Genomic DNA, 13,877 nt, shown 5'->3' on the forward strand with positions numbered 1-13,877 from the left:
CCCCGCCGCATCAACTAACAGCTTATTTTTGAGGAATTATTTTATGTCTCGTCCAATCCGCAATATCGCTATCATCGCGCACGTCGACCACGGCAAAACCACGATGGTTGACAAACTGCTGCACCAAGCCGGCACCTTCGCGGCGCACCAGCAAATCTCCGAACGCGTGATGGATTCCAACGATATTGAGCGCGAACGCGGCATCACCATTTTAGCCAAGAATTGCGCCATCGACTACGAAGGGGTTCATATCAATATCGTCGATACCCCCGGTCACGCGGATTTCGGCGGCGAAGTGGAACGCGTGTTGTCGATGGTCGACGGTGTGTTGCTGCTGGTCGATGCCGTCGAAGGTCCGATGCCGCAAACCCGTTTTGTCACCAAAAAGGCGCTGGCGTTGGGATTGCGTCCGATTGTCGTGATCAACAAGATCGACCGGCCCGGCGCGCGTGCCGATTGGGTGGTCGATCAAACATTCGATTTGTTCGACAAATTGGGCGCCAGCGACGAGCAACTTGATTTCCCGGTCGTGTATGCTTCGGCGTTGAACGGTTTTGCCACGCTGAATATTGAAAAACCCAGCACGGACATGCGTCCGTTGTTTGACACCATCCTCAAATACGTCCCTGCTCCCGAAGAAAATCCCGATGAACCGTTGCAACTGCAAATCAGCGCGCTGGATTATTCCAGTTTCGTCGGCCGTATCGGCATTGGCCGTATCCGCCGCGGCAAACTCAGACCTAGCCAGGAAGTCATGGTATTGATGGGCGATAAGCCGCCGAAAAAAGCCAAAGTCAATCAGGTGCTCGGTTTCCAGGGTCTGGAACGGGTGCAAATGAAAGAAGCCTTGGCCGGTGACATCGTGCTGATCAACGGCGTGGACGAACTCAGTATCGGCGCCACACTGGCCGATGTCGACAAACCCGAAGCGCTGCCGGTTCTCGCTGTTGATGAACCAACCCTGACCATGACGTTCCAGGTCAACACGTCACCATTCGCCGGCCAGGAAGGCAAATTCGTCACCAGCCGCCAATTGCGCGAACGTCTGGAAAAAGAATTGCTGACCAATGTCGCGCTGCGCATGGAAGAAACCAACGAGACCGATTCGTTCCTGATTTCCGGACGCGGTGAATTGCACCTGACCATTCTGCTGGAAAATATGCGCCGCGAAGGCTACGAGCTGGCAGTATCCCGCCCGCACGTGGTGATCCGCGAGATCGACGGCGTCAAATGCGAGCCGTTTGAAATGCTCACCGTCGATGTGGACGAAGCCAATCAAGGTGCGGTGATGGAAGCCCTGGGTGCACGCCGCGGCGATTTGCAAGATATGGTGTCGGATGCCAAAGGCCGCGTACGGCTGGATTACCGTATTCCGGCGCGCGGTCTGATCGGTTTTCAATCCGAATTCATGACCATGACACGCGGCACCGGATTAATGAGCCATGTGTTTGACGAATTCGCCCCGATGCGCCCGGAAATCCCGCCGCGCAGAAACGGCGTGCTGATTTCCGCTGAACTGGGGGAAGCCGTCGCCTATGCGTTATGGAAACTGCAAGACCGCGGCCGCATGTTCGTCAGCCCCGGCGACCGCCTGTACGAAGGCATGGTGATCGGCATTCACACCCGCGATAACGACTTGGTGGTCAATCCGATCAAAGGCAAGCAACTGACCAATATCCGCGCATCCGGCACCGACGAAGCCGTGACGTTAATCCCGCCGATTCAACTGACCTTGGAATCCGCGATTGAATTCATCGCCGACGACGAGTTGGTGGAAATCACGCCGCAAACGATTCGCATCCGTAAACGCTTCTTGCTCGAGCATGAACGCAAACGTGCTTCACGCGCGGCTGCGTAATAGCTGATCTAAACAACGCGCCGGTCTTAATCACACCGGCGCATTCCATTCTTTCCGTTACAACAATCAATCAGTTCGCTTTAGTTGCACCGCTTTTCAGCAAATTGGGCGGCGGGCCGATCGGCTCAAAGTCCCTCAGCAGCGGCACATCGCTTTTATTAATCGAGCGGAGATCCATGTCGTACGTGCCGTGTGGCCCCCAGCTGCCGGTGAATTGCTTGCCGTCCGGCGTGAACGTCCAGCACATATCCTCGCCGCCGGTGTTGACCGCATCACCGAGATTCACTGGCTCCTGCCATTCACCATTGGCATTTTGCCGGGCAATCCACTCGTCATGACCGCCACGCGAACCCAAATCGGTGCGCATGCTGGTGATGATCAGACTTTTACCGTCCTTCGATAACCCCGTCCAATGCATATGGTCGCGCTGCGGTGAATTGATCTTCGGCCCCAGGCTCTCAGGCTTCTGCCACACACCGTCTTTCTTCTCGACCTTCCAGATATCGCTGTCCTGCGTCACGCCCGGCTGGTGATAACTGAAATAAATCAGGCTATCGGACGCGATGATCGGACAATGTTCCTCGCCTGTCGACGTATTGAGGCTCGGCAATTCCGGTACATCGTTCCAGTTTCTGGCCGATTGCCACACGCCATCGACTTTCTGCACCACGTACAAATCGCCGGACAGCATATTGCCCGGCTCGTAGCGGGTGAAATAAATCACATTGCCGTCGTCGGAAAAACTCGGCTCCAGCTCCCACGCCGCGGTATTGATGTTCGGCCCCACCTTCGGATCGATTCCCGGCCCCAAATGAACTGGCTCCTGCCACTCGCCATCGACCCGATGCGACATCCAGATATCGAAACTGTAATGACCGCCGGGCGACTGAACACTACCCTCGCGCGTCGACACAAAAATCGCCGTCTTGCCGTCGGCGCTATAAGTAATCTCCATCTCCGACCCAGACGTATTGATTTTCCCGCCGATGCTGTTCGACACCCGCGGATGCTCCGTCGCCGCACCGCTGCCGGAATCGTGCATGCCGGGCATGGCGTGGGAAACACCCTGCGCCAGGATGAGCACTAGTGGGATGGAATATAGTTTTGGCATAAAAAAATTCTTTTTCATTAATTGATCTCCTGTTTCAGCAAATATTTTTTCACAAGAATAGGCTGGTGTGTCTTGAGTTGCAATTCAATTTTTGCTGGTATTTTTTTCCTGCCATGCCACAAATTCCAATGCACGCAGACCGAATCGAATGACATTACCGGAATGCAGATTCTGAAATTCCTCCATCACCAGCGCGACAAAACGCTCACGATCAGCCTCGGCCACGGTATCGGGCACTTGGGCGCGGATCACTGCTAAGTCGGCTTTAACGCCGCTACGAACAATGGCCGCGACTAGCGCTGACAATTGGGTACGATAGCGCAGACGCACGGCATCCGGCGGGATTAACTGCTGCCGCACGGCGACGTATTGCTGGCAGGAACGTTCATAGGCACGCACAAAGATGTCACGTAGCAATTCCACGCGATTAAGTTCATAGACACCGAGCAGGGCTTCAATATAATCCTTTGCAGCAACGTCGATGAAAGACAGCGGCGAAAGATTGTACCGGATAAAAGGAATATTCGCGGCCAGCCGGGAAACGCGTTTATTGACGTCCTCGAACGGTTGCAGGTAGGGCAGATGCACCATCAGAAAGAAAGCCTGCTCAAAGGGATCGAGAATTTCACCCGCCATCTCGATAATGACACCGAACAACTCTTCGATACGCTGCGGCAAGGCAACCGGCAAATAGACACTGCCGCCGATTTCGACCGGCCGGTTACGCAAACGGCCGCAAGTAGCCGGGTCGGGCATCAGACCATCCGACAAAAAGGCATGCAACGCAATCACGGTTTCAGGATTAACACCCACATGCTCGGTATCACGTACCAAATATTCAATCGCCGCTTTATGGTTGAGGATCATCTGGGTTTCCAGCGCATCCTTTCCCGCAGCGGCTTGCCCGTATTCGATAAGGCGTTCGGTATCCAGCCGTGAATAAGTGTTGCCTTCCAGTTGCGATGAAGCCCAGGAAAGATCGATCAACAAGCGATTGAGAATGTCACGGGCAAAGGTACCCGCTGGGGCATCTTCAACAGCCGATACGCCCGGACGACCGAGGTTGTGCAATTGCGTACGTAGAGATTCTGGAAGATAGGTCGTACTGTTCGGAGTATATTGCTCCAGGAAAGACTGCTTGTAACTGACCGGCGCCCGCTGTTGCCGGGATTGACGCACATAGCGCCGGATTTCTTCCCCTTCCGGCGATATCGGGATATCAACTTCAGTACTCGGCGAGTTAGCGGCTAAAGCCGGTTCATGCATCCGGGCGTCGATTATTTGGGATTGGCGATAACGTAGCCCGGGACCTTTACCGAAGGTAAACACTCGCTTCTGTTCAATCAGGTTTGCAAGACGGCGCTGCAACGTGCGGCGGCTGATTATCTGCGCCAATGCCGCATGCAGCTCGTCAATACCGACACCTTCGACGTACCGAACAATCTCGGCCTCGATCCGCTCGCTCAGATCATCGGGCAGTTTTTTAGGCATAACAAAATTATTTGGCGCGATAGAAAGATTATTGCGCCAAAAGATTATCTTTATTGGCGCGATTTGTCAAAATTTGCGTCAATAAAGATATGAATAGACATGATATCCCGGCAAGGCTAACTTCAGCACATTACTTCAAAGCGTAAAAAGTTAATGTGTAACCCTCTTGAGAACAAACTTATCCAGCCATCCGTTTCGCGATTTTAGCAATTTCAGCCTCGGTTAAACGATCCAGAGTCCAACCCTTCGCAAATTTTGCAGTCTCCGACTTTGGAAGTTGTTCGTCTGTAAGATCACGAATTCGAACCCTCGCAGGCATTGAGGCTCCCTCCCCGACAAAGATCGCCTCTTGCTGAGCAAGATTCGGCAAAGCTTTCGTCATTCCAGACAGGCCATCCGGTAAGAAACGAGAAACATGTTGTTGATCTGCTGCATTCGTAAGCCTCAAAACGAGCCAAGTGCCGCATTGAGAAATCACTGTACTTTCAACATCTGCAGGCCTCTGGCTAACGAGCATTAGCCCAATCCCATATTTCCGCCCTTCACGAGCGATTCGTCGGATAGCTGTTTGTGCCGCGGCATATTCGGCCTCACCTCTGTCGGGCACATATCGATGAGCCTCTTCACAAACAAGAACAACGGGGTCACGATTTCTCTCCTCAGATGTTTGGTAAACCTTATACTGAAATAATAGACGAGCTAACATGGCTGCAAGCGGTCCAGCCACTTCATTAGGAAGGCCTGAAATATCTAGAATACGAATATCCTGATCTATACCACCTTGACCTTGTATTTGACCGACTAACTGGGCAATAACGTGTTCAAGTGGCGGACTTTCGTCGTTCCACTCGTGCATCATGAAACGAATGCGTGGATCACGCCTCAGTACTGCAAGCTTATCCAAAATTGATCGAAACCCTTCCTTAGAAAAATCAGTTGCGGATTTAGCTTTTGTTTTTCCGCTTGATACATTTACCGCTTGCGAGTATCTGATGTGATTCATCAGCTCTTCCATCGAAAAAGGTCGCGGTTTATCCCTATCAAACTCCACAATCTTATCCTCGCTAATACCAGATTTGGCGCGTGGTGCGTCAAATTCTCGTCCATCATCAGGCGCATCGACCTCATATTTAGAAGGTGCTAGGTCCACAAGACCAGCTGCCACCATGCGCGCGTGAGTAAGTGCTTTGTAAATAATATTGTTCTGAGAAGTTGCTTCCTGCTCAGTTTTACCTATGGCGAGAAGCCGAAACTCGTCAGCGCTCATGAGCCAATAGGGGAGGCTTATTGGAGCGCCGGTCGTCTCTTCGCTTCCAAGTGGATCGTACGCACGATAAACGATCGCACGCTCCTTGAATGCCTGCCCGTATTCTCCGTGGGGATCAATAACAAGTATTCGTGGATGACAAGCTTTGTTCAGCTCTGGTCTATGATCCAGCATGCTGTGAAGTAAAGCGGCAACTGCTCCAGACTTTCCCGATCCCGTCGAGCCGAGCACAGCGCAATGCATACCAAACATTTTATCTACGTTTGCTCGACAGATGGCATTGTCCGCACCGACGTAATGAGCAAATGGAACAAGTGGGCTATATTCGCCTTCATTCTGCTGCCCTTCAGCAGCAGAATGAATCTGAACGGTCTCTTCGCGAGTCAGCAGGTGCACGCTTTGGCGGGGTAGCGGATAAGTAGTAACACCTCGGACGAACCTGAGTTTCTGGTTTGCTGCGTTCCAGACCCCTTCGGCAAACAGTTCTACCTCCATCAGTCGTTGGTCAGCATCCGGCGGTATGGGCTTCGCGATCTCAAGCAACTCCTCGGAACGCATTCGCAATAAGGTCACAAATCCGAACACGAGACGTCTTCCGAAATGTACTTTGACGATGCTTCCAATCTGCCCAATGGGATAGACCCGCCCTTCGTAGGTTCGAGTGAGCTCTGTGACATCCCCAGATAACTCTACGCGAATCGTAGTTCCAGAAACTTCGACAATGTGCCCGATCTTGAGGTCGGAAATAAGATCGAATGTATTCATAGCGCACAGGTCTCCGCTCCACTATTTAGCATTTTGGTGACACCAGCAAACGTCCACCAATCTCGTTTTGCTGAAGTAGTTGGAGGAGAATGAGGACCGTCGTCTGCGCCGACATACAAGCCATCTCCGGTAATGACATAGACCCGTTTACCCCACGGTCCCGTCCTCCATCTTTCAAGAGTAGGATTGAGGCTCGGAGCGAAGGCGAGAACTGTTGTTTTGTTTTCCGGGCGTTGAAGCGCTAATTCAATCTCTTGGTTAATGTGCTCGTCCCCAAAGCTATACCCGCAGGTTGCAAGAACATTTCCCTCCCTTGCGCTAAGTGCCCGGCGAAAAAGGTCAAATTGGGCAGCGAATGGATCTCTTTGAGTCGCCAGGTATTTAGTCGATTGCGGGTAGATGAGAACACGAGAAACCTTCTTCGGATATAAATCGCCGTCGCGAACTCGCCAGACACGATCATCTTCCCCTAAATGCCAATCGATAGAACCGTGAAGTTTAATTACATGGGCACGATCTCCGGTGCATGGTTCTTCGTCACCATATCTGTGGTCTCTATATGCTACAGCGCCACCTGAGAAACCATCCCAATAGGAGAAGCCACCGAGTGCAAGAGCATCCTCAATGAGCGTGTCATAGTTGGTGGTGAACAGTCGGACTGCTCTCCGGCGCTCCTCGATCCCTAATTGACTCCGATTGAACAGAGCAGAAACAAATGCCGAATGGTGATCGATAACGACAATCCGATCCGCAGGCGTTCCGATCACTTCCGGATCTCCACTAGGGTTCGTAGGCTTATATCCCCATCGAATAGTCTCAGCTATCCATGTCAGAATCTTTTGGTGGAGTTCATCGAGTTCAGCCACCGAGAGAATTACGCCGTCGAATGTAACAGATTTATTCTTGGATCGATCGGCAATCGCGCGGTGATCGCCAAGCTGACTTAAGATGTGCTCGATATGCGAATCGACAGAAAGCTGACTTTTGACAAACTCAAGAACCTTGATGTCGTTTGACTCTCCTTCCATTTTTGCCTTCGCGAATACACGATCCGTTAGTGGCCCCATAAGAGGAATTCCGGCATCAAGGCTGATTCCAGCACCAAACAGCCATGACTGATTACTCGCCGCCAGGAGATTATCGAGCTGGGCTAGAATATCTTTTGCTGCTGGGTTCATAGTGAACATATCCTCAATTGTGTTTGACTACGAGCCCATAAGCCCTATCTTACTTATAGATCATTAGCTTCTATTCAAAATGAATGACCCCGCCTCAAGGGACAGGGAATTAAACCCGGAAGAGACTAAATATCAATATTCGTCGCCCGTAACGCATTCCTCTCGATAAACGCCCGGCGTGGTTCGACGACGTCGCCCATTAGCGTAGTGAAGATTTCGTCGGTGAGGATGCTGTCTTCGATTTGCGCGCGCAGTAGGCGGCGGTTTTGCGGATCCATGGTGGTTTCCCAGAGCTGGCTCGGGTTCATTTCGCCGAGGCCTTTGTAGCGCTGGATGTTGACGCCTTTTTTGGCTTCGTCCAGCAGCCATTCCAGCGCTTGTTTGAACTCACTGACGGTTTGCTTGCGTTCGCCGCGCTGCACGTAAGCGCCTTGGCTGATCAGGCCGTCGAATACCTGCGCGGTTTTGCGGATTTGTTCGTAGTCGCCGCTGTCGAGAAAATCCATGTCGAGGTAGCTGGTGACGATGTTGCCGTGCATCATGCGCATGATTTTAAGGCGGTAGCGCTCGTGGATTTCGTCGAATTCGGCGGCGATTTCCACGTCCTTGACGCGGCTTGCCAGCCGTTGCGCGCTGTCACTGGCTGCTTGGGCATTGCTCAGATCGACATCGGGCTGGCGCAATAATTCGTGCATGACCGTACTGTCGATTGCCTGGCTCATGCGCTCGATCACCGCTTCGGCAAGGATATATTCGTTGGCGATTTGCGCCAGCGTGTCACCGCTCAACGGCGGCTTGGTCTCGCCGGTGTGCAGTTCCGCACCATCCAGCGCAAGGCTTAGCATGTATTGCTTCAATTCATGGTCATCCTTGACGTAGCGTTCTTTCTTGCCGTGCTTGATTTTGTATAGCGGCGGTTGCGCGATGTAGACGTGGCCGCGCTCGATCAATTCTGGCATCTGGCGGTAGAAGAACGTCAGCAGCAGCGTACGGATATGCGAGCCGTCCACGTCCGCGTCGGTCATGATGATGATGCGGTGATAGCGCAGCTTGTCCGGGTTGTATTCGTCCTTACCGATGCCGGTGCCGAGCGCGGTGATCAGCGAAATGATCTCTTGCGACGAGATCAGCTTGTCGAAGCGGGCTTTTTCGACATTCAGAATCTTGCCTTTGAGCGGCATGATCGCCTGGAATTTGCGGTCGCGCCCTTGTTTGGCGGAGCCGCCAGCGGAATCGCCCTCGACCAGATACAGTTCGCATAGTGCCGGATTTTTCTCTTGGCAATCGGCCAGTTTACCCGGCAACCCCATGCTATCGAGCACGCCTTTCCGGCGCGTCAGTTCGCGGGCTTTGCGCGCCGCTTCGCGGGCGCGGGCCGCGTCGATGATCTTGTTACAGATGGTTTTGGCATCAATCGGATTTTCCAGCAGATATTCAGAAAACTTTTGCGATACCACTTCTTCCACCACAGGACGCACTTCCGACGACACCAGTTTTTCTTTGGTTTGCGACGAAAACTTGGGCTCGAACAATTTCACCGACAACACGCACGATAAGCCTTCGCGCATGTCGTCGCCGGAGGTTTCCACTTTGGCTTTTTTCGCCAGTTCGTTTTTTTCGATATAGTTGTTGAGCGTGCGCGTCATCGCAGCGCGTAAACCCGTCAGATGCGTGCCGCCGTCCTTTTGCGGAATATTGTTGGTAAAACACAGCACCTGCTCGGTATAGCTGTCGTTCCATTGCATCGAAACTTCGACGGTAATATTGTCTTTTGCACCGGTGGTGTAAAAAACCGCTGGATGCAACACGGTTTTGCTGCGGTTGATGTATTCGACAAAGTTTTTAATGCCGCCGGTAAACGCGAAATTTTCATCCTTACCGGTACGCTGGTCGATCAGGTGAATTTTCACGCCATTGTTGAGGAACGACAGTTCGCGCAGGCGCTTGGCGAAAATGTCGTAGTGGAATTCGACGTTGCCGAAAATCTCCTTACTGGCGAGAAAATGCACTTCGGTGCCGTGCCGCTCGCTTTCGCCGATCACTTCCAGCGGCTTGACCGGTACGCCCATGCGGAATTCCATGTGATGCACCTTGCCGTCGCGGCGGATGGTCAGTTTCAGCCATTCCGACAGCGCATTGACCACCGACACACCGACGCCGTGCAAACCGCCGGACACTTTGTACGAATTGTCATCGAACTTGCCGCCGGCGTGCAGCTCGGTCATGACGATTTCCGCTGCGGAGCGCTTCAGTTCGTCGTCCTGCTTGATTCCGGTCGGGATACCGCGGCCATTGTCGAGTACGCTGACGGAGTTATCTGGGTGGATGGTCACGGTGATCTCGTCGCAATGCCCGGCCAGCGCTTCGTCGATAGCGTTATCGACGACTTCGAACACCATATGGTGCAAACCGGTGCCGTCGCTGGTATCGCCGATATACATGCCGGGCCGTTTGCGCACAGCGTCCAATCCTTTCAGGATTTTGATACTTTCGGAATCGTAATCGCTCGAACTGTCTTTAGGTACGTTGGTGTTTTGATCACTCATTAGTCAGAATTTTCAGGGTTATGTAAGTTGCAGGGAATAGCTTGGATTTTGCTGAGTTCTTGCTCACATGCCGTTAAATCCTCATCGGCATGACAATATATTTAAACGCATCGTTGCCGGGTATCGTGATCAGAACACTGCTATTGGCATTTTCAAACGCGCATTGCACGGTTTCACTATCCACATTGTTCAGCAGATCGAGCAGATAGGTGATATTGAGGCTGATATCCACCGCTTCGTCGCTGTAGGGAATTTCCAGATCATCTTCGGCCTCTTCCTGCTCGCTGTTTTTACAAACGATGCGCAGATTGTTTTCGCCGATGATCAAGCGCACACCACGGAATTTTTCGCTTTGGTTGGACAGAATGGAAACACGCTGTAACGCCTGTAAAAACAGCAGGCGGTTAATTTCAAACTGTTTGTTGTTACGCGTTGGAATCACCCGGTTGTAATCGGGAAACTTACCGTCGATGACCTTGGAGGTCAGAACGATGCCGGAGAAGGAAAAGCGCACTTTGTTTTGGAAGTAGTCGATGGTAACCGGCTCTTCGTTGTCTTCCAGCAATTTCGACAACTCAAACACCGCCTTGCGCGGCAAAATAACTTCCTGCTTTTTCTGTGCTTTATCCAGCGCGGTTGCGATGTATGCGAGACGGTGGCCATCGGTGCCGACGCTGATCAATTGCTTGCCGTCCGTCAACAGCAATAGGCCGTTCAGATAATAGCGGATGTCTTGCTGCGCAACCGCAAATTGCACGTGGTGCAGCAGGTTTTTTAATTCTTTTTGTTTCAGCATAATAGCATTTTCGGACTCGGATTCTTCCGCGACTTCGGGAAAATCTTCTGCTGGCAGTATTTGTAGATTGAACGCGCTTTTACCGGATTTGACGTAGAGATGATCGTCCTGGCGTGTCAAGGTCACTTCGGCATCGGCTGACAGCGAACGTAAAATGTCCTGTAATTTTTTCGCCGAAACCGTCAACGAAAAATCCTGTTTGGGCGCTAAGTCTATCGTGGCAACCGTTTTAATCTGGATTTCCAGATCAGTGGTCAAAAAAGAGGTCTTTTCCGCATTTTGCCGGATCAGCACATTGGATAAGATAGGCAATGTCTGACGGCGCTCGACGATTCCGGTCACCGTTTGCAGCGGTTTTAGCAACGTATCCCGATTGGTTTTAATTAAAAGCATTTAAATAAAAAATAGTAGTAATTAGATAATAGCCGAAATTCTTCTGTATTATTTTAAATTTATTTTTAATATCAAAAATATAGCATAAAATTTTTAATTGTATGATCACTGTATACTGCTTGGATAGTTTGTGGATAAAAATCACTCATTTTTTTATAAAAGAGTTATGCACAATCTATTCAACCGTTATCAACCTCTTAAAATGAGTATCAGCGCGTTGAAATCGCGATTCACAATCGGATCGGATACGCGCAATTCGTTGATCTTGCGGTAGCCGTGCAGCACTGTAGTGTGATCCCGCCCGCCGAAAGCTTCGCCAATGTCCGGCAAACTCAATGAAGTGAGTTCCTTGGCGATGGCCATCGCCATTTGTCGCGGCCGTGCGACGATGCGCGAGCGTTTCTTTGAATACATTTCCGATACTTTGATTTTGTAGTAGTCGGCGACGGTTTTCTGGATGTTTTCGATCGAAATCTGCCGGCTTTGCACGGCGAGTAAATCCTTCAACGCTTCCTTCGCCAGATCCAGCGTTATTTCCTGACCGACAAAACGCGAGAAAGCCAGTACACGCTTCAATGCGCCTTCCAGTTCGCGCACATTGGAGCGGATATGCTTAGCGATAAAAAACGCAACATTTTCGTCCAAGCGGATTTTTTCCGTTTCCGCTTTTTTCAGCAGAATCGCCACGCGCATTTCCAGTTCCGGCGGTTCAACCGCCACCGTCAAGCCCCAGCCGAAGCGCGACACCAGACGTTCTTCCAGGCCGGTGATTTCCTTCGGGTAGGTGTCGCAGGTGATGATCACTTGCTTGTGCGTTTCGATCAGCGCGTTGAATGCGTAGAAAAACTCTTCCTGCGTGCGGTTCTTGCCGCCGAAAAATTGCACATCGTCGACTAGCAGCAGGTCGAGCGAATGATAGTACAGCTTGAACTTATCGAACGCTTTGTGCTGGTAGGCGCTGACGACGTCGGATACGTATTTTTCCGCATGTACATAACGGATTTTTGCACTTCTGTCGTTTTCATGCACGTAATTGCCGATTGCTTGAATTAGATGGGTTTTCCCCAGACCCACGCCGCCGTAGATAAAAAGCGGGTTATACGCAATGCCGGGTGATTCGGCTACCTGGATCGCGCCGGCACGCGCCAGCTGATTGGCTTTACCGGTAACGAAGTTGTCGAAAGTGAAATTGGGATTCAAACCGCTGGGATTTTTCCTCGCCGGTTGATAGGCCGTTTTGACTTCCGGTTTCGTTTCCTGCTGGATTTCCTCCGCCGCTGGACTGGCGATGACGGCTTTAGCCTCGGTTTGCTCTACCAGTTTCAGGTGGAACCGGATTTTCTTATCGAAATAGCCTAGCGCCATGTTTTCGATATGCGCAATGAAGTTGTCTTTGACCCATTGCGAAACGAAACGGTTAGGCGCGATCAGCACCACCTCGTGGTCGCCGTTAAACGCCGGATCGATTTGTAAAGGCTTGATCCAGGTGTTGAATTGTTGCGCGTTGAGTTCTTTTCTAAAATGATCGAGACAGGATAACCAGAAGGTGTTCAGCGATTGCGTCATTTTCTGTTCTTCGTCCATCTGGTTTGAAAAGGCGGTCATCATACAATCTCTGCTTATAAAAACCCGCTGCTAAATTTCCAGGTTGTCGATTAATCGTGTATTACCGAGCCAAGCTGCGCCTAAAACGACCAAATCCCGGTCCGGGGGCCGGGCAGGCAGCAACGACCTGCGTTCATGGATGCTGATGTAATCGACTTTCCAGCCGCGTTGCGCCAGATTATGGATAGCGATTTCTTGTAATGTTTGAAAATCCTGACGACCGGAAACGATTTCCTGCCGGATTCGCTGAAGCGTTTGGTAAAGATGGCAAGCTTCCGCGCGTTGTGTGTCGTTCAAATATTGGTTACGCGAGCTGAGCGCCAGTCCGCCGAGAGTCCGGACGGTTTCACCCGCTACGATGCTGACGGGTAAATTTAATTGCCGTACCATTTCACGCACTATATGCAACTGCTGATAATCCTTCTTGCCAAAAACAGCCAGGTCAGGTTGAATAATATTGAATAATTTCAATACAATCGTTGCAACACCACGAAAAAATCCCGGACGGAATTTTCCTTCCAAGGTATCCGCCACAGGGGGTAATGCTAACAAGAATTCTTGCGCTGTAGGGAAAAGAATTTTTTCATCGGGTGCGAAAACAGTCTTGACATTCAATGCAGACAGCGCCCTGCAATCTTCTGCAAAAGTACGCGGATAACGGTCGAAATCTTCGTGCGGCAAAAATTGCAAACGGTTGACAAAAATGCTCACCACCACGCAACCGGACAACTGTTTTGCTTGTTCGATCAGTGCGAGATGACCTTGGTGCAGATTCCCCATCGTGGGAACGAACGCAATGTTTTTCTCGCCGCGGAGACTTTCGCGCACGGCGGCAATATCGCTCAGTATGTTCATAAACTGCCGGGT

Annotated in this window: 9 protein-coding genes; 1 reads left to right on the plus strand and 8 read right to left on the minus strand. The window is 51.3% G+C overall.

Annotated features, from left to right (window positions below):
• Positions 1 to 43: 43 nt before the first annotated feature.
• A complete protein-coding gene (typA, locus tag HRU77_08830; GenBank protein ID QOJ20791.1) occupies positions 44 to 1,858 on the plus strand; it encodes a translational GTPase TypA in 1,815 nt (604 codons plus the stop codon).
• A gap of 70 nt (positions 1,859 to 1,928) precedes the next feature.
• On the opposite strand, the gene HRU77_08835 is transcribed toward typA, so the two are convergent.
• The 8 genes from HRU77_08835 to HRU77_08870 all read right to left on the minus strand — a co-directional run bounded on the left by HRU77_08835 (position 1,929) and on the right by HRU77_08870 (position 13,865).
• Complete coding sequence (locus HRU77_08835) at positions 1,929 to 2,987, minus strand: PD40 domain-containing protein (protein ID QOJ20792.1); 1,059 nt, start codon at positions 2,985 to 2,987, stop codon at positions 1,929 to 1,931.
• Positions 2,988 to 3,053: 66 nt separating this feature from the next.
• The gene (locus tag HRU77_08840) at positions 3,054 to 4,460 is read right to left on the minus strand and encodes a Fic family protein (GenBank protein QOJ20793.1); all 1,407 of its coding nucleotides are present in this window, start codon (positions 4,458 to 4,460) and stop codon (positions 3,054 to 3,056) included.
• A 178-nt stretch (positions 4,461 to 4,638) separates the two neighbouring features.
• Positions 4,639 to 6,492, minus strand: a complete 1,854-nt coding sequence (locus tag HRU77_08845; GenBank protein ID QOJ20794.1) for an ATP-binding protein — start codon at positions 6,490 to 6,492, stop codon at positions 4,639 to 4,641.
• Complete coding sequence (locus tag HRU77_08850; GenBank protein ID QOJ20795.1) at positions 6,489 to 7,670, minus strand: SIR2 family protein; 1,182 nt, start codon at positions 7,668 to 7,670, stop codon at positions 6,489 to 6,491. Before HRU77_08850 ends, HRU77_08845 begins: the two co-directional genes overlap by 4 nt.
• Before the next feature lie 125 nt (positions 7,671 to 7,795).
• Positions 7,796 to 10,216, minus strand: coding sequence for a DNA topoisomerase (ATP-hydrolyzing) subunit B (gyrB, locus tag HRU77_08855; protein ID QOJ20796.1), 2,421 nt, complete (start codon positions 10,214 to 10,216; stop codon positions 7,796 to 7,798).
• Between the two features lie 73 nt (positions 10,217 to 10,289).
• On the minus strand, positions 10,290 to 11,405 hold the full coding sequence (locus HRU77_08860) for a DNA polymerase III subunit beta (protein QOJ20797.1): 1,116 nt from the start codon (positions 11,403 to 11,405) through the stop codon (positions 10,290 to 10,292).
• A gap of 189 nt (positions 11,406 to 11,594) precedes the next feature.
• Complete coding sequence (dnaA, locus tag HRU77_08865) at positions 11,595 to 12,989, minus strand: chromosomal replication initiator protein DnaA (protein ID QOJ22112.1); 1,395 nt, start codon at positions 12,987 to 12,989, stop codon at positions 11,595 to 11,597.
• A gap of 51 nt (positions 12,990 to 13,040) precedes the next feature.
• Positions 13,041 to 13,865 carry a pantoate--beta-alanine ligase gene (locus HRU77_08870; GenBank protein ID QOJ20798.1) on the minus strand — a complete coding sequence of 275 codons (825 nt, stop codon included), beginning with the start codon at positions 13,863 to 13,865 and terminating at the stop codon, positions 13,041 to 13,043.
• Positions 13,866 to 13,877: the final 12 nt, after the last annotated feature.

Source organism: Gammaproteobacteria bacterium (genome assembly GCA_015709615.1).
Taxonomy (GTDB): Bacteria; Pseudomonadota; Gammaproteobacteria; order Burkholderiales; family Nitrosomonadaceae; genus Nitrosomonas.

Bases quoted from the DNA above. Each gene is read 5' to 3' on its own strand.
- typA (QOJ20791.1), top strand. From the start codon at position 44: ATGTCTCGTCCAATCCGCAATATCGCTATCATCGCGCACGTCGACCAC.
- HRU77_08835 (QOJ20792.1), bottom strand. From the start codon at position 2,987: ATGAAAAAGAATTTTTTTATGCCAAAACTATATTCCATCCCACTAGTG.
- HRU77_08840 (QOJ20793.1), bottom strand. From the start codon at position 4,460: ATGCCTAAAAAACTGCCCGATGATCTGAGCGAGCGGATCGAGGCCGAG.
- HRU77_08845 (QOJ20794.1), bottom strand. From the start codon at position 6,492: ATGAATACATTCGATCTTATTTCCGACCTCAAGATCGGGCACATTGTC.
- HRU77_08850 (QOJ20795.1), bottom strand. From the start codon at position 7,670: ATGAACCCAGCAGCAAAAGATATTCTAGCCCAGCTCGATAATCTCCTG.
- gyrB (QOJ20796.1), bottom strand. From the start codon at position 10,216: ATGAGTGATCAAAACACCAACGTACCTAAAGACAGTTCGAGCGATTAC.
- HRU77_08860 (QOJ20797.1), bottom strand. From the start codon at position 11,405: ATGCTTTTAATTAAAACCAATCGGGATACGTTGCTAAAACCGCTGCAA.
- dnaA (QOJ22112.1), bottom strand. From the start codon at position 12,989: ATGGACGAAGAACAGAAAATGACGCAATCGCTGAACACCTTCTGGTTA.
- HRU77_08870 (QOJ20798.1), bottom strand. From the start codon at position 13,865: ATGAACATACTGAGCGATATTGCCGCCGTGCGCGAAAGTCTCCGCGGC.